This window comes from Pseudoalteromonas sp. R3, assembly GCF_004014715.1.
Lineage (GTDB): Bacteria > Pseudomonadota > Gammaproteobacteria > Enterobacterales > Alteromonadaceae > Pseudoalteromonas.
In genome coordinates, this window is record NZ_CP034835.1 from 4,100,743 (window position 1) to 4,117,930 (window position 17,188).

At 50.2% G+C, this 17,188-nt stretch carries 11 protein-coding genes and 1 pseudogene; 4 read left to right on the forward strand and 8 right to left on the reverse strand.

Going from position 1 to position 17,188, the window contains the following annotated elements; all coding sequences use genetic code 11:
* Positions 1–59 precede the first annotated feature (59 nt).
* Positions 60–2,813, reverse strand: coding sequence for a DNA polymerase I (gene polA / locus ELR70_RS23105; protein ID WP_054014902.1), 2,754 nt, complete (start codon positions 2,811–2,813; stop codon positions 60–62).
* A 434-nt stretch (positions 2,814–3,247) separates the two neighbouring features.
* Here polA and elbB point away from each other — a divergent pair, with 434 nt between their 5' ends.
* The 3 genes from elbB (at position 3,248) to ELR70_RS23120 (ending at position 7,262) form a co-directional block, all read left to right on the forward strand.
* Complete coding sequence (gene elbB, locus ELR70_RS23110) at positions 3,248–3,898, forward strand: isoprenoid biosynthesis glyoxalase ElbB (protein WP_054014903.1); 651 nt, start codon at positions 3,248–3,250, stop codon at positions 3,896–3,898.
* Positions 3,899–4,131: 233 nt separating this feature from the next.
* Complete coding sequence (locus ELR70_RS23115) at positions 4,132–4,521, forward strand: cytochrome c5 family protein (protein WP_054014904.1); 390 nt, start codon at positions 4,132–4,134, stop codon at positions 4,519–4,521.
* Between the two features lie 167 nt (positions 4,522–4,688).
* Positions 4,689–7,262 (forward strand): diguanylate cyclase, encoded by a 2,574-nt coding sequence (locus tag ELR70_RS23120; protein WP_054014905.1) that lies wholly within the window; start codon positions 4,689–4,691, stop codon positions 7,260–7,262.
* Here ELR70_RS23120 and rep read toward each other — a convergent pair.
* Entirely contained in the window at positions 7,259–9,271 is a 2,013-nt protein-coding gene (gene rep, locus ELR70_RS23125) for a DNA helicase Rep (protein WP_054014906.1), read from the reverse strand. The two genes, ELR70_RS23120 and rep, sit on opposite strands and share 4 nt — an antisense overlap.
* A gap of 127 nt (positions 9,272–9,398) precedes the next feature.
* Here rep and ELR70_RS23130 point away from each other — a divergent pair, with 127 nt between their 5' ends.
* On the forward strand, positions 9,399–9,671 hold the full coding sequence (locus tag ELR70_RS23130; protein WP_054014907.1) for an accessory factor UbiK family protein: 273 nt from the start codon (positions 9,399–9,401) through the stop codon (positions 9,669–9,671).
* A gap of 3 nt (positions 9,672–9,674) precedes the next feature.
* Here ELR70_RS23130 and can read toward each other — a convergent pair whose 3' ends face one another.
* The 6 genes and pseudogenes from can to ELR70_RS23160 form a co-directional block, all read right to left on the reverse strand.
* Positions 9,675–10,343, reverse strand: coding sequence for a carbonate dehydratase (gene can / locus ELR70_RS23135; protein WP_054014908.1), 669 nt, complete (start codon positions 10,341–10,343; stop codon positions 9,675–9,677).
* Positions 10,344–10,352: 9 nt separating this feature from the next.
* Positions 10,353–11,546, reverse strand: coding sequence for a methyltransferase (locus ELR70_RS23140; RefSeq protein WP_054014909.1), 1,194 nt, complete (start codon positions 11,544–11,546; stop codon positions 10,353–10,355).
* A 75-nt stretch (positions 11,547–11,621) separates the two neighbouring features.
* Positions 11,622–12,677: an ABC transporter substrate-binding protein gene (locus ELR70_RS23145; protein WP_054014910.1), complete on the reverse strand. Its 1,056-nt coding sequence runs from the start codon at positions 12,675–12,677 to the stop codon at positions 11,622–11,624.
* Positions 12,678–12,739: 62 nt separating this feature from the next.
* Positions 12,740–14,283 (reverse strand): annotated as a pseudogene (gene ilvA, locus ELR70_RS23150) (threonine ammonia-lyase, biosynthetic).
* A gap of 2 nt (positions 14,284–14,285) precedes the next feature.
* Positions 14,286–16,142, reverse strand: a complete 1,857-nt coding sequence (gene ilvD, locus ELR70_RS23155) for a dihydroxy-acid dehydratase (protein WP_054014912.1) — start codon at positions 16,140–16,142, stop codon at positions 14,286–14,288.
* A 110-nt stretch (positions 16,143–16,252) separates the two neighbouring features.
* Entirely contained in the window at positions 16,253–17,176 is a 924-nt protein-coding gene (locus ELR70_RS23160; RefSeq protein WP_054014913.1) for a branched-chain amino acid transaminase, read from the reverse strand.
* Between the last annotated feature and the right edge of the window lie 12 nt (positions 17,177–17,188).

The window sequence follows — 17,188 nt, forward strand, 5'->3', positions numbered from 1 at the left end:
TGGGATCGGGGCAATAAAAAACACGGCCTGAGCCGTGTTTTTTTGGGATAACCATAACGCTAGTGCGCCTGCTCCCAGTTTTCACCGTGATCGGCTTCAACCAACAAAGGAACATCCAACTTGGCTGCGTCACTCATAAGCTGACAGACATGCTCGCTAAACTGCGCCACTTTATCGGCTTTCACCTCAAAGACCAGTTCATCGTGCACCTGCATTAACAGCTTAATATCACTGTCCTGCTGAGTCGCCAGCCACTGAGCTACTTTAATCATCGCCTTCTTGATAATGTCCGCAGCTGTGCCCTGCATTGGGGCATTGATTGCAGCGCGCTCAGCCGCCTTGCGACGGGCACCATTGCGTGCCTTGATATCCGGCAGATATAAACGTCGACCAAACAGAGTTTCAACATAGCCCTGCTCTGCGGCTTTCTCCCGCGTCGACTCCATATACTCCAGCACACCCGGGAAGCGTTCAAAGTACTTATCCATATAGTGCTGTGCTTCGTGGCGCGGAATATCCAGCTGTCTGGCCAGACCAAAGGCACTCATACCGTAGATCAGTCCGAAGTTTACCGCTTTGGCCTTACGGCGCATATCCGATGTAACCTCTTCAAGTGGTACAGAGAAGACCTCTGACGCAGTGGCACTGTGGACATCTTTACCTTCTGCAAAAGCTTTTAACAGACCGGCGTCCTGCGACAGATGCGCCATGATCCGCAGCTCAATCTGGCTATAATCCGCTGCCATAATTACATGGTCTTGATCCGCCACAAATGCCTGGCGGATCCGGCGTCCGGCTTCATTACGGATCGGAATGTTCTGCAGGTTAGGATCGGTTGAGCTAAGACGACCTGTGGCAGTGACGGCCTGATGATACGAGGTATGAACGCGCTGAGTCTGCTCGTTAACCATCTTAGGCAGTTTATCGGTATAAGTAGATTTGAGTTTGGCCAGACCGCGATGCTCGATGATCAGTTTAGGTAACGGATAATCATGGGCCAGCTCCTGCAATACTTCTTCCGCAGTAGACGGCGCGCCTTTAGGCGTCTTCTTTAAAACCGGCAGCTCTAGCTTGTCAAACAGGATTGCCTGTAACTGTTTAGTCGAGCTGAGGTTGAACTCTTCTCCCGCCAGCTCAAAGGCTTCCTGCTCCAACTCTTTTAGGCGCGTTTCAATGTTGTGACTCTGCTGTGCCAGCATATCGCTGTCGATCTTCACACCGGTGCGCTCAATATCAGACAACACACTGACCAGCGGCAGCTCGATGTCTTCAAACACACTGACTAAAGTCGGATGCTGCTGTAGTTGTGGCCACAGGTGCTGATGCAGGCGTAAGGTAATATCGGCATCTTCCGCTGCATACGGTGCAGCTTTGTCCAGTTCAATCTGATTAAACGTCAGCTGGTTTTTACCTTTACCTGCGATCTCTTCAAAGCTGATATTTTTATGCCCCAAGTATTTAAGTGCCAGCGAGTCCATATCATGGCGCGTACCCACACTGTTAAATACGTAAGACTCCAGCATAGTGTCAAAGGCAATGCCATTGAGCTCCAGACCGGCGCGTGCCAGCACGCTCTTGTCGTACTTCAGGTTTTGTCCCACTTTTTTATGCTTGGGATCTGCCAGGATCGGGCCAATCAACTCAAACACCAGCTGCTTGTCAAGCTGTTCGGGCGCGCCCATATAATCATGTCCCAATGGAAGATACGCCGCTTCGCCTGCTGCGACCGCAAAACTCATACCGACCAGTTCAGCCTGCATATAGTCCAGACTGGTGGTTTCGGTATCGAAGGCAAACAGCTCAGCCTCACGCAGCTTATCGAGCCAGCGATCCAACTGCTCGCGCTCTAAAATAGTCTCATAGTCCACCTCAACCGGTGGCGTGACCACAGAGTCCTGCTCAGTGTCAGCGGCCGTTTCCGGCGCGCTCTTACCATCGAGCAACTCAGCCAACCAGCGTTTGAACTCACATTGGCCATACAGCTCAATCAACTGATCTTTGTCCATTTCCCGGATCTTGAACTGTTCCAGGTCTTGTTCTACCTCACAATCCAGTTTAATGGTTGCCAGCTCGTAAGATAGCTTCAGTTGTGCTTCGTGCTCTGCCAGTTTCTTAGCCATGGTTTTTGAGCCACGGAAACCCAGATCGGCGATTTTATCCAGGTTGGCATAGAGATCGTCAATCGATCCCAGCCCCTGCAACATGGCCAGCGCGGTTTTTTCACCCACACCAGGCACACCCGGGATGTTATCCACTTTGTCACCCATCAGCGCCAGATAATCGATGATCAATTCTGGCCCGATACCAAACTTATCCACTACGCCCTGCGGGTCTAAAATGGTGTTGGTCATGGTGTTGATTAACGTGACATGCTCATTGACCAGCTGTGCCATGTCTTTATCACCCGTGCTGATCAGCACATGCCTTTGCTGCTCTGACGCCAGGCGCGAGAACGTCCCAATGACATCATCTGCTTCGACCCCTTCAATACTGACCAGCGGCAGGCCCATCGCACGAATGATATCGTGGATCGGGGCTATCTGCGTACGCAGATCATCCGGCATCGGTGGGCGATGTGCTTTATATTCACTGTACATCTCATTTCTGAAAGTCGGCCCTTTGGCATCAAACACCACTACCATATGGCTGGGCTGATATTGCTTGAGCAAGCTTTTCAGCATGTTGATGACACCGTAAATGGCGCCTGTGGCTTCTCCTTTGGAGTTGGTCAGGTGCGGTGGCGCATGATAGGCACGAAACAAATACGACGAACCATCGACCAGGATCAGCGGATTTTCAGGGATCTGAGACATAGTTATAGGGATCCTAAAATTGGAAGTTTTAAATCTGGGTTAGCATGCCATAAGGACGAGAATAAAACGAGTCTGGCACAGTCCAAAACGCCCCATAAGAAATGGGGATGGCCTGTGGATAACTTTGTAGATAAACATGAGCTATCGGCCCACACATCAGAAAGACGTCTAGGATAAAAAAGTAAAACACTGAATATAAAAGGAAATTTATTTTTACTCTTTTATATGCTTTAAGCTAAGATTGTGGACAGTGACTTTGGAGTCAGTTTACAGCCAACTACTGAGTGGCTATAAATTCACCGCTTTTCCATGAGCGGAGGCGTATACTAACACAAACGATCAAAGATCAAAGCAGATCCTTTATATTTTTTTATTACTGGCTTAATGACAAAATTGCATATATCGCAAAACAAAGACTTTAAACGGAGATCCCGATGAAACAAGTAGCGATCATTTTAAGCGGTTGTGGCGTCTTTGACGGTGCTGAGATCCATGAATCTGTACTCACTATGCTTCACCTCGAGCGCCTGGGTGCAAGTTATCAGTGTTTTGCACCCGACATCCAGCAACATCATGTGATCAATCACCTCACCGGTGAAGAGCAAGACGAGCAACGCAATGTCCGGGTTGAGGCCGCACGCATTGCGCGTGGGGAAGTTGCAGATCTCGCCACACTGGATGCCAGTGCATTTGATGCATTGATCCTACCAGGTGGCTTCGGCGTCGCAAAAAACCTATCCGACTTTGCCTTTAAAGGGGCAGAATCCAATATCCTGGAGGTGCTCAAAACAAGCTGTCAGGCTTTCAACCAACTAGGTAAACCCATCGCTTATCTGTGTATTGCACCTGCGCTTATTGGTCATATCCACCCAGCTGGTACGCTGGCCACCATCGGCAATGATGAGGCTACAGCTCAGGCAGTTGAAGCTTTGGGTGCCAGCCACGTTGCCTGCGATGTGTCTGAGATCGTGGTCGATGACAACCACAAAGTCATCAGTACCCCAGCATATATGCTAGCAGGCTCGATTAGCGAAGCATCAAGCGGTATCGAAAAAGCCGTACAAAAGCTACTTGAACTGGCTTAGCACTAAACCCGGGCGGCACCATGCCGCCTCTGCCAACCTGTTCAATAATCAAGCAAACTAATTCAATTCATCTACGCTCAACTCTATGATTTTTTGCCCTAACGCAATAAATTTTATTTTTTAGTCGCTTATACTCAAGTTTACGTTTTATAAATTAGTTGGTGACGTTATAATCGGCTTAATTCCGTCATCCATCGTGATAGATCACGTTCAATTTGAAGTGAGCAAGGTAAATGAAGAAACTTTCAGCAGCACTGTTATTGCTATCTACTGCGGCAATCGCACAGCCATTCGACAATTCTTTAACTGAAGAAGCGATCAAAAAGCGTCTTGAGCCTGTGGGCTCTGTCTACCTGGCTGGTGCCGAAGATATTGCTGCCGCGGCGCCTACCGGTCCGCGTTCAGGTGAGCAAGTGTACCAGGCTTCCTGTTTTGCTTGTCATGGCACAGGTGCACTAGGCGCGCCTAAAACAGCTGATGACTGGGCACCGCGTATTGCAAAAGGCAAAGATGTGCTACTTGACCACGCAATCAATGGCTTCAACGCGATGCCTCCTCGTGGTACCTGTATGGACTGTAGCGATGACGAAATCGCCGCAGCGATTGATTTTATGATCAAGTAAAAATCGCCGTGCGGGGGGAGTTAATTCCCCCTACTAATGGCGTGTCATGTCGCAGAATTTAAGACAATTATCACCATAATGTTATTAAAATTTTGCACTTGACCCCCCATTGTAAAAATGAAAATATAAGAACAATAAATAGACAATAATAACTCTTGGTTTCATCATTGGAAGATCCCAGCGTCTTAGTTCGCAAACTGACTCGAAAAAATCGCCGTTTAGAGTCCTTGCTGAAGAAATATAAACAAAACTCGCACTTGCAGCATGCTTTGATCCAATTATCAGAGCAGGCCAGTACGGTTGCGGAGTTGACGCTGCTGTACCCCGCTATTCACAGCATTTTAGAGCAGTATTTACCCAGTAAAAGCTTTTATGTCGTGTTACAGAACCAGTTTACCCAAGGTCTGGAACTGTCTTATTTTGTTGATGAAAAAGATGGTATCTCGGTGCCATTGCACGAGGCGAACCACTTTAGCCAGGGGATCACAGGTTACGTCTTTAAAAATCGACAAACCTTGTATCTTAAGCGCCAACAAATGGAGCACATGAGTGCTCAGGGTCTGTTTAAAGCGCTGGGAACTCAGGCTGAGCACTGGGTCGGCGTGCCTATTTTCAGAGAAAAAACCATCATAGGTGTGATGGTTTCGCAAAACTACTCTCAGGATGAACATTACAGTGAGCAGCAAGTCGAGCTGCTCGAAGTCATGTCTTTATATCTGGCAACGGCGATTGAACGCGTTAAAAAGCGTGAATTATTGGAGTCTGAGGTAAAAATTCGAACCCGTGCTCTAATGCAGAGTAATGAAGCACTGAATACCGAAATTGAGCAACGTAAACGAGCGCTGGAGCGGCAGCAGATCCTATTTAAGATCGCCGAGTTAGCCACCCAGTTCAGCGATATCGACGATGTTTACCAGCAAGTCCACCAGATCATGCGCTCCATTACCTTTGCCGATAACCTCTTTATTGCGCTGCATGACAAAGAATCTAACTGGCTAACTTTCCCGTACAGTGTAGACGAGATGACAGACTACAAACCTCGTCCGTTTGCCAATGGCTACAGTGAGCTGGTGATCACCACCGAGCGAAGCCAGCTGATCGACACTAAGCGAGCTCAGGTTCTGATCGACAATGAAATCGTCAAGCGGCCCAACAATTATCAGCTAAAGGATGCGGCTACCAGTTGGCTGGGAGCCCCGCTGAAAACGGCAAAAGGGGTCATTGGGTTGATCGCCTGTCAGGCATACAATCATGAGTACGAATACAACCATGAAGATGTTGAATTAATTTCATTTGTCTCGAATCAGATTGCCTCGGTTTTACAAACCCATTTGGCTAATCAGGCACTCAAAGCCAGTAACCTGGAGCTGGAACATAGAGTTGCGGAAAAAACCAAAGAACTGCGCCAGACTAATTTGCACTTACAAATGCAAATAGAAGAAAGAAAGAAAATTGAGCAGCAGCTCTATCATGATGCCCACCATGATCCTCTGACTACGTTACCTAATCGGTTGCTGTTTCTCACTCAGCTCGAGAAAACATTACAAAAATACCAACGATATCCGGAAAACAATTTTGCTGTTTTATTTATCGATCTCGATAAATTTAAAGACATCAATGATGAACTCGGTCACCAGGCGGGCGATCAATTTTTAATCTGGGTCAGTAAGGCATTTGCCGAGTGTATTCGAGAACACGACTTGCTGGCACGGCTGGCGGGAGATGAATTTGTGATCCTATTGGATCACCTGAGCGATCGCCAACAAGCCGAAGATGTTGCCAAGCGTCTCATCAGAGTAATGCAACAGCCGTTCTGTATGAAGGGCGTTTGCATGCAAAGTGGCGCCAGTATTGGTATTACCTATAGCAACAAAGATTACAAAAATACCGATGAAATCATCCGCGATGCAGATGCGGCTATGTATTACGCCAAAAATGCAGGCCGAGGACGGTACGAGTTTTATCACCCGCTGCTCAGCGCAGCCAGTGCGCCAAGTAAACAAACGGAGTATCACCATCTCAGTGCACTGCCAGTTCACTTCCGCAGTACTGAAATAGTTAATATGGCCAATCATGGTCAGCAAATCGTCATGCTGGAAGCGTTTGGCGAACACCCGGTGCTGGGTAGCACCAGCTTCGATATCCTTAAGAAGTTTGCCGCAGCCAAAGATGAGCAACTAAAAATTGAAATGCAGCTGCTCACTCAGGCGCTTGACCAGGCCAGCTGTATTGCCAAAAGTAGTGATATCGATGTGTTATTTGCCTGCTCCTGTGCCATTTTAGAAAGCACAACATTTGCTGAGCTGAAGCAACTCCTGAGCGTCAGAGCCAGCAACTTATGCTTGTTGTTTGATGAAAATGAGATCCGCTATGCCTCGAGTATGCAACTTGAAAACCTCAAGGAGCTGTGCAGCCTGGGCATTGCGGTTGGTCTCAATGACTTTGCTAAAGATCGCTGCGATCTGGCACTGGTCAGCCACATTGATTTTAAATATCTGCTGCTCAGTTCAACGTTTAGCAAACGCGTATTACAACAAAATAGCTATGATGTGCAGTTACAAGGGATCCTGGCAGTCACCGCCCTCAAAGCCATTCAGGTTATAGCGAAAGGGCCTGCAATCCTGAACTTCAGAAGTCTGCTGGAACGTCACGGACTGAGTTTGTTTTTTGGTAAGCAGCAAAGCTTGACTGGCACCAGCCAGAGCGAAGCACGCTCCGCTCACGAATCGCTGCCACTTTAACGCTTCAGCATAGCCCGGAGGTTTGCCACCCGGGCCTGACCTTTCTCCATACGCTCGGCCTGTGATTGCACAGGCTTTTTACCCTCGCTTTGAATATCATCCTGCGGCATTTCCTGCACAAAGCGACTGAGTTCTGGCGTGATCTGCTCACCGAACTGACGACGGCTCCTGGCATACGTCATGGTCAACGTCTGCTGCGCCCGGGTTACGCCCACATAGGCCAGACGACGCTCTTCCTCAACATTGTCTTCATCAATACTGGTTTGGTGCGGCAATAAGCCTTCCTCCATCCCGACCATAAAGACGTGTGGATACTCCAGTCCTTTCGAGGCATGTAAGGTCAGCAGTTGCACCGCATCGCTGTCGTCCTCTTCTTCATTACGCTCCAGCATGTCTCGTAAGGTCAACTTACTCACAACTTCAGGCAATGTCATGGGAGGATTATCGGCATCGCCCGTCAGCATGTCGCTGATCCAGCGATACAACTCTGAGACGTTTTTCATTCGCATCTCGGCGGCTTTAGCACTGGGCGAGGACTCATACAGATAGGCTTCGTAATTAATCTCACGTACCATGTCCTTCACAGCTTCCAGAGTATCTCCACGGGTTGCCCTGTCACTCAGCTCCACCACCCAACGGGCAAATCCCATCAGAGCATTCAGACCACGGCCACTTAGTCGCTGCGGTAGCTCAGGTTCAAAACAGGCAGCAAATAAACTGATGTGTTTATCATTAGCCAGGCTGCCTAGCTTTTCTAATGTCACCGGCCCAATCTCACGGCGCGGGGTATTCACGATACGCAAGAAGGCATTGTCGTCGTCCTGATTCACCAGCAGGCGCAAGTACGCCATGATGTCTTTTATTTCACTGCGGGCAAAAAACGACATACCACCGCTGATCTTATAAGGAATACGGTTGGCCATCAGGGCTTTTTCGAATACCCGCGCCTGATGGTTACCACGATACAAAATGGCGTAGTCTTTGTAACTGGTGCGCTTCATGAACTTATGGGAAATGATCTCCGCCACCACCCGCTCTGCTTCATGCTCTTCATCGCGGGTTGGGATCAGGCGCAGTGGATCCCCATACCCCAGCTCACTGAATAGTTTTTTATCAAATTCATGGGGGTTATTAGCGATCAGAATATTCGCCGCCTTCAGGATCCGCCCGGCACTGCGGTAGTTTTGTTCCAGTTTGATCAGACGCAGCCCCGGAAAATCCTTGCTCAGCAACACCAGATTTTGTGGTTTGGCGCCACGCCATGAATAGATAGATTGATCGTCATCCCCAACCACTGTAAAGCGGGCTCGCTCGCCCACCAACAGTTTTACCAGTTGATACTGGCTGGTGTTGGTATCCTGATACTCATCCACCAGCAAATAACGAAAACGGGCCTGCCAGCGTTCGCGCACTTCTACTGAGCTGTTTAATAACAAGGTTGGGATCATGATCAGGTCGTCAAAATCCAGCGCGTTATAAGCCCTGAGCTGGGTCTGATAGCGAGCATACAACTGAGCAAACAGCGCTTTTTGTGCCTCACCGGCTTCACGAATAGCCCGCTCAGGCTGGATCAGTTCATTTTTCCAGTTACCAATTTGCATTTTCAGCAGATTGAGTAGATCTTTGTCGCGATCCAGCTCTTTTTCGGTCAGTTCAGCCAGCAGCTGATGGGTATCCTGATCATCAAACAGAGAAAAGCCCGGCTTATAGCCCAGCGTTTTCACTTCCTTTTTAATGATCTCCAGTCCCAGGGTATGGAAGGTCGAGACCCACAACCCTTTGGCTTCTTGTTTGCCCAGTGTCTGCGATACCCGCTCGCGCATTTCTTTGGCGGCCTTGTTGGTAAAGGTCACCGCCGCAATGTTGCGCGCCTTGTACTCACATTTTTGCACCAGATAGGCTATTTTGTTGGTGATCACCCGGGTTTTACCAGAGCCGGCACCGGCCAGTACCAGACAGGGTCCGCTGATGTACTTAACGGCTTCGTCTTGTTTCGGGTTCAGTTTCATATTCTGTGATCACCTTTAGTCAATAAGCTGCTAAGTTTACCGTAATGCTCAAGTGGATCCCAAGCGCTTTTAACCGGTGACCGCTTTAGGTAAGATAGAGACTATAATCAAGCTTAGAGGCCAGCCCATGATCAACCCAGCAAAAATTGAAGAAATCGCCAAGCAGATCTCCAGTAACATGCCACAAGGTGTGAAAAATCTGGCAGATACCTTTGAAAGCAAAACCAAACAAGCCATTCAAAATAAATTGGCAGAAATGGATTTTGTCAGCCGTGAAGAATTTGATATTCAGAGTAAAGTCTTAATCAAAACCCGCGAGAAGCTGACAGAGCTGGAAGCCAAAGTGGCTGAACTGGAGGCTAAACTGGCAACTCAGAATAACGACCAGCCAGAGCAGTAATATTTACAACTGGTAGCGCTTAGCCAGGTCCACCAGGGCCCGCTCGTAGTGCGCTGCCAGCTGCTCCTCCTGCCCAACCTGCGTATTGAGCTCTTTCAGCAGCCCGTCTGCCAGACCATAAACCCAACCATGAATGGTTAGTTTCTGCCCTCGCGCCCAGGCATCTTGTACCACATTGGTCCGGCACACATTGCGTACCTGCTCTATCACATTGAGCTCACACAGGGCATCACAACGCTGTGCTGGCTGTATCTCATTTAACATTGCCTGATGCATCTCTTTGACATCACCGACATGGCGCAGCCAGTTATCTATCAGGCCCAGGCGGGCATCTTCCAGTGCCGCACGAACACCACCACACCCATAATGGCCCACCACCAATACATGCTCTACTTTTAGCACTTCGATGGCATACTGCATCACAGACAAACAGTTGTGGTCGGTATGCACTACCACATTGGCCACATTGCGGTGAACAAATAGATCTCCCGGCATTAGGTCGACAATCTGGTTAGCCGGTACCCGCGAGTCGGAGCAGCCGATCCACAAATAATTAGGGTTCTGCTGCATCGATAGCTTGGCAAAAAACTCCGGATTGTTGGTCTGAGTTTGTTTCGCCCACTGGCGATTTTTTTTGAGCAAATGCTGCAGCTGGCTGTCAGACTGACACATGGCTTTTCCTTATTCTGCTGAGTGACACCGCGTAGCCTGAATTAAGATGTTTCTTGGTGTCAGTGATTTATGACAAAACTCTGAGAGACTGACATCATACCCAGCTTGCTCAAGATATAATACCCTGTCGAGTACCAGCCACAGCTCTATCGCCCGGCGGAATGCATGACGGACCAGCTCTATACGCTCCGTAATACGCTGACGTGCACGCCCTTGTGCCAGGTAGTAGTCAGCATCAAAGTGCACCGGTAAGTCTAGTTGTTTTTGTTCTGCCGCCCAGTGACAGAAATCAACAAACTCTCCGGAAAAAATCGCCTTATTTACAGAGGGCACACTCAGATACCGGGTGTCACCTGTCACATCACGACGCAGTGTATCAAAGGCCAATCGCCACTGCACCTCTCGCTTACGTACCTTAGCCACTCGGCCCGGCGCGGTCACTGTTTCCTGCAGCGCCAACTTCATATCACTGTGTGACAAATTGAGCGTGCTCTTTGCGGCAGCATCGCTCATTGCTTGGTAGGTAGGTTCAGTAAACAGATGATAGCAACAGGGTGACAGACTGATCTGCTCACACCCTGCGGTGCAGGCCTGCGCCATAAAAGTTTGATGCAAACGGCCACAGGCGTGTAAAGCAACCGCCTGTTGCTGTGGTTTAAAATAATGCTCGACGGGGTCTTTTAGCACGTCGGCACAATGAAAGGTCATAGCCAGGCCTTGTTGCTGCGCACTGTGTTGTCCTTGCTGACACAAGGCAGCTTGTAACTCCACACTGTCGACATGAACTGCGCCCTGATAAGCCAGTAAACGGCCCAAATGGCCCTTCCCTGCACACCATTCAAGAACAGGTAATTTCGCCTGATATATCTGGGCGACAAAGTCTTGTAGCTGCGTCAGTTTACGGCCTTTAATGCCATTACTTAGCCAGAAGGGAAACTCTGGCCGGCTCGCTTGTTGGAATGTCAGCGCCGTCAGTGTTGGTAGCTTTGACAACTCAGGAACGTAGGGTGCCAAAAACGACAGCAATGCACCTGGCTCGTGGTCCAGCGCCGTCACTTGTTCATCGCTCAGCGACAACAATCCACTTTTGAGTTCAGGCCAGGGAATATCAGTATGATCGAAAGCCAGTAACTGCCAGTACTGACGGGTGTCCGCAAGCAACGCATCCAGGGCTACAAACTGAGAATGAAAAGAACTGCGCATACAAGTCACCTGCACCGAACGAAACAAAGGGCGCTCATTGTATGCGTTCGCGCCCCGCTCGCAAAGCTCTGGCTGTCATTTTAAGGTAAAGCGCCGGTGGCGGAAAAAAATGAGATGTATGTACATGGGCACACAAATCACGGCCACTATCACCGCTAAAGTCAACATCCACGACCAGCTGTCTTCTTCCTGATCTGGCTCGGTATAAACAAATTGATGTTTTTGCTCATGAAAATGGGTAAGGTCGAGTCGGTAAAGTTGAGCTATCCACAACCAGCGCGCCTGCGACATTGCGCCCAGTGCAATCCCAGGGGCTTTAATAAAAGGCATTAGTTTGTCGGCTTCGTTGGCCAAAGCCTCAATGCTCTTTCCCGTCGCATACTCCGACTGTGTCACTGCGAGAGCCTCGTCCGGGTTACTCATGGCGTAACGCCAGCCCTGCAAAGATGCCCGGCGAAAGCGTGCAACGGTTTCTGGTCGGTACTTCAACACATCTTCGGAGGTAAACAAGATATCGGCATACACATTCAGACCAAAGTGTTTTGGGCAGATCTGCCGTGTTGCAACGCCTTGCTGTGCAAGTTTGAAGGGTTCATTTGAAATATAGACCTGCAAGGCATCAAAATGCCCGGCAATAAAGTCCTTAATGGGTTCTAACCCGGCATAGAGTGGTAACTGGGTCACGTCAATCCCGGCACGCTCGAGCATCACCACCAGTTCAGCGCCTTCCACCCTGCCTAAATGACTGATCTTCTTTCCTGCGAAATCTTTAGGCACATAAATATCGCTCTCAGCGCGGACCATCCAGCAATAGGGAGAAGACTGAAAAACCGCTGCCAGTGCAACCAAAGGCTTGCCCCTCAGACGTTGCTGTAAAATACCTGAGTGTGTCACACCGAACTGTGCTTGCCCCGACAAGACTTTAAACTGTTCATCCGGATTATCCGGATCGGCTGCGACAATTTTGACATTCAGCCCCTGTTGGCGATAGAAGCCTTTTTTTTCTGCCATATAGTAACCAGCAAACTGGAACTGATGGGTCCATTTAAGTTGTAGTGTCACGTCTTCCAGTGCGGCGAGCATATCACACCACAGCAGCACGACTGCCAACACCAAAGGGGAATAACTCATTGTGATATGCGCCCGGAGCCTGCCTTGTTACAACTATAGAAGGCACCGGACGGATTGCAATACTAGCTGACGCGACGATCTGCCTGTGGGATATCGTGCTGAAGATACTGTTTAAAGCACGGGTTATCTGTTTCTTCCTGATACTGGTAACCCAAACGTTGCAAATGCTCGTCAAAGCGCACACTGTCCTGCGCACCCAGTTCAAACGCTGCCAGTACATTGCCCTGTGCTGCACCATGGTTACGATAGTGAAATAGCGTAATGTTCCAGTTGCTGCCAAGGGTATCTAAAAAGCGCGCCAGTGCACCGGGATATTCGGGAAACTCAAATCGAAACAACCGCTCGCTCAGGGCTACGGGCGGTTTGCCGCCGACCATATAACGAATGTGTAATTTTGCCAACTCGTTGTCGGACAGGTCGGTAAACTGATAATTCGCCTCGCTCAGACTGGCTTTGAGCTCCTGGAGTTCCTGCTCGCCGCCACGTAATCCGACACCGGCAAAAATCTGGGCCGTTTCACCACCAGCATATCGATAGTTAAACTCAGTGATTGCACGACCCGATAAAGCATGGCAAAAGCGTTTGAAGCTGCCTTTAGATTCTTCTATGGTCACCCCCAGCAACGCTTCGCTGCGTGCACCCAATGCCGTGCGCTCGGCAATATACCTTAAGCGATCAAAGTTGAGGTTGGCACCCGACAACACAGAAGCCAGTGTCAGACCCTGTTCATCACTGCTCTGGCACCACTTCTTTAAGCCAGCTGTGGCCAATGCCCCGGATGGCTCTGCAATAGCCCGGGTTTCAACAAAAATATCCTGCACTGCTGCGCAGATCTCATCTGCACTCACAGTGACAACCTCATCACAATACTGCTCGGCTAGGCGAAAAGTTTCACTGCCAATGCGCTTTACCGCAACACCATCCGCAAAGCTGCCAACCCGCGCCAGTTCAACCGGGTGACCGGCTTCCAGCGCCGCTTTCAGACAGGCACTTTCCTCAGCTTCAACACCTATCACGCGGATCTCGGGACGCAACGATTTAATGTATACGGCCATCCCGGCCAGTAAGCCTCCGCCTCCTACGGGCACAAATACCACATCCAGCTGATGTAACTGTTGCATCAACTCTCGTGCAACTGTCCCCTGGCCGATGATTACGTCTTTATCGTCAAATGGGGGACAAACACACCACCTTCTGATTTACATAAAGACTGAGCGTACTCCTGCGCGGCATCAAAATGATGACCATGCAAGACCACCTCTCCCCCCTGATTACGCGCCGCATTGACTTTGATCTCAGGTGTCGTCACCGGCATTACTATGATGGCACGATGACCCAAGTGTGCGGCGCTCAATGCCACCCCCTGTGCATGATTACCAGCGGATGCCGTAACAACCAGACTGTTGGCGGGCAGTTTACTCAGCTTGTGGTATGCACCACGCAGCTTAAACGAATAAACCGGTTGTTGATCTTCGCGCTTGAGCCAGATCTGATGTCCGAGCCGGGCGGAAAGCCCGCTCAGCTCACTGACCTCGGTTTCCCGGACCAGTGGCGAGACATTGGCCTGCACTACAGCACGAAAATAATCGAGCTCTTTTGCCACCATAATTAACTCAATGCCTCCAGCTTCTCAAAGTCGCGTACCGCGCCTTTATCGGCACTGGTCGCTAACAACGCATAGGCTTTCAGTGCTGGACTCACATAACGCTGACGGTCCAATGGCTTGTAGGCCATTTTACCTCGGGCGTCTTGCTGCTCTTTACGTGCTTGCAGCTGCTGCTCATCAAGTAGTACGTCAATGCTGCGCTCAGGAATATCAATGCGGATCATATCGCCATTTTCTACCAGCGCCAGCGCACCACCACTGGCAGCCTCTGGCGAGGCATGACCAATCGACAGACCAGACGTACCACCGGAGAAGCGGCCATCGGTTAACAAGGCACAGTCTTTATCCAGCCCCATAGATTTGAGATAGCTGGTCGGATAAAGCATTTCCTGCATCCCCGGTCCGCCTTTTGGCCCTTCGTAGCGGATCACCACCACATCGCCTTTTTTCACCTTGCCACCGAGGATCCCCTCTACGGCGTCATCCTGAGATTCAAACACCACGGCCGGACCTTCAAAGCACAGCATGTCATCATCGACCCCGGCACTTTTCACGATACAACCATCCAGCGCCAGGTTACCGGTTAATACCGCCAGCCCCCCATCCTGACGAAACGCGTGTTCAACACTGCGAATGCAGCCGCCCTCGCGGTCCAGATCCAGCTCGTCCCAGCGACACTCCTGACTCATAGCTTGTGTGGTGCGTACGCCAGCAGGACCTGCACGATAGAAGGTTTGCGCACGCTCATTACTCGGATCGGTGGCATCCCAGCGCTTAATTACTTCGCCAAGGGTGCCACCTGCCACATGGCCAACTGCTAAGTTGAGTTTGTCGGCTTTGGCCAGTTCATTCAGAATCGCCATGATGCCACCGGCGCGGTGGACGTCTTCAATATGATATTGCTGAGTTGCAGGTGCCACCTTACATAAGAAAGGCGTGGTACGAGATAAGCGATCGATGTCGGCCATATCAAACTCGACCCCACCTTCGATGGCTGCCGCGAGCAAATGCAGCACGGTATTAGACGAGCCACCCATGGCAATATCCAGGGTCATGGCATTGGTAAACGCAGCCTGGTTAGCAATGTTACGCGGCAGTGCAGCCTCATTGTCTTTGCCATAATAATCTTCGCATAACGCCATGATGCGCTTTGCGGCCCCTTCATATAAAAAACGGCGATCGGCATGGGTGGCCAGGGTAGTACCATTACCCGGTAATGCCAGGCCCAATGCTTCGAGTAAACAGTTCATAGAGTTGGCAGTAAACATGCCTGAACAGGAACCACAGGTTGGGCAGGCCGAGCGCTCTACCTGCTCGGAGTCTTCGTCGCTGACACTGGGGTCCGCGCCTTTGACCATGGCATCAACCAGGTCGAGTTTGATGTCGATGTCGGCGAGGCGCGTTTTGCCGGCTTCCATCGGCCCACCCGAGACAAAGATCACCGGGATATTCAGCCGCAGCGCCGCCAGCAGCATGCCCGGGGTGATTTTGTCGCAGTTTGAAATACACACCATGGCATCGGCGCAGTGGGCATTAACCATATATTCTACCGAATCGGCGATGAGATCCCTTGATGGCAAAGAATACAACATGCCGCCATGGCCCATCGCAATACCATCATCGATGGCAATGGTATTAAATTCGCGTGGTACACCGCCGGCGCCCCGGATGGCATCGGCCATCAGCTCGCTGAGTTGATTGAGGTGCACGTGCCCGGGCACAAACTGGGTATACGAGTTCACCACTGCCACGATGGGCTTATGAAAATCACTGTCGGTCATGCCCGTGGCGCGCCAGAGTGCACGAGCGCCTGCTTGTTGTCTGCCTTCAGTGGTTGTTTTGCTGCGTAACTTTGCCATGTTGACCCCTTTTCCAGTTTGCGCTGCCTGGCTGGCAACGGCTTTCCTCATTCCAAAAAATGTTTGCCGGATCAGCCGATCCGGCGTGTATTTATTAACAGTGCCTGAGCCTATTCGTTTACGTAGTCCAGCCAGCCTTGTGGATCGTCACTTTGCCCTTTCACCAGATCAAAGTACGCCTGTTGTAACTCTGCGGTGATAGGTCCGCGTTTACCATCACCCACCTGAATTTGATCAACGCTACGAACTGGCACGACTTCGGCAGCGGTGCCCACCATAAAGAATTCATCCGCCAGATACAGACCTTCGCGGGCGATAGGCTCTTCTCTGACCTCATAGCCTCGGGCTCTGGCCAGGTGCATAATGGTGTCACGGGTTAAACCAGGCAAAATGCTCGCTGTCGCTGGCGGGGTATAGATGATGCCCTTGCGGATCACAAAAAGGTTCTCACCGGCGCCTTCACTCAGATAGCCGTTGACATCCAATGCAATGCCTTCAACATAGCCGTGACGTTTAGCTTCTGCCGTTATGAGCTGGGAAGACAAATAGTTACCGCCCGCTTTAGCTGCAGTTGGCATAGTATTGGGTGCAAGACGCTGCCAGGAGGAAACACATGCGTCCACACCATTCTCTAAACTGCCTTCGCCCAGGTAAGCGCCCCACTCCATTGCCGCAACAGTCACTTCCGCGCGGTGTGATTTCGGGTGTACACCCAGACCAACGTGGCCTAGAAAGGCAAAAGGACGCAGGTAAGCATTGGTGAAACCATTTTTAGCTACCGCGTCTTTACACGCCTGCATGATCTCTTCCTGAGTGTAAGGGATCTCGATGCGATAGATTTTGGCCGAATCAAATAAACGCTGAATATGATCCTTGAGACGGAAAATAGCCGGACCCTTTGGCGTATCGTACGCGCGGATCCCTTCAAATACGGAGCTTCCATAATGTATGGCATGACTGAGCACGTGCGTGGTAGCTTGCTCATAAGGGATTAGTTCGCCATTATGCCAAATGTATTGTGAAGTTTGTGTCATTGTTTAAAACCT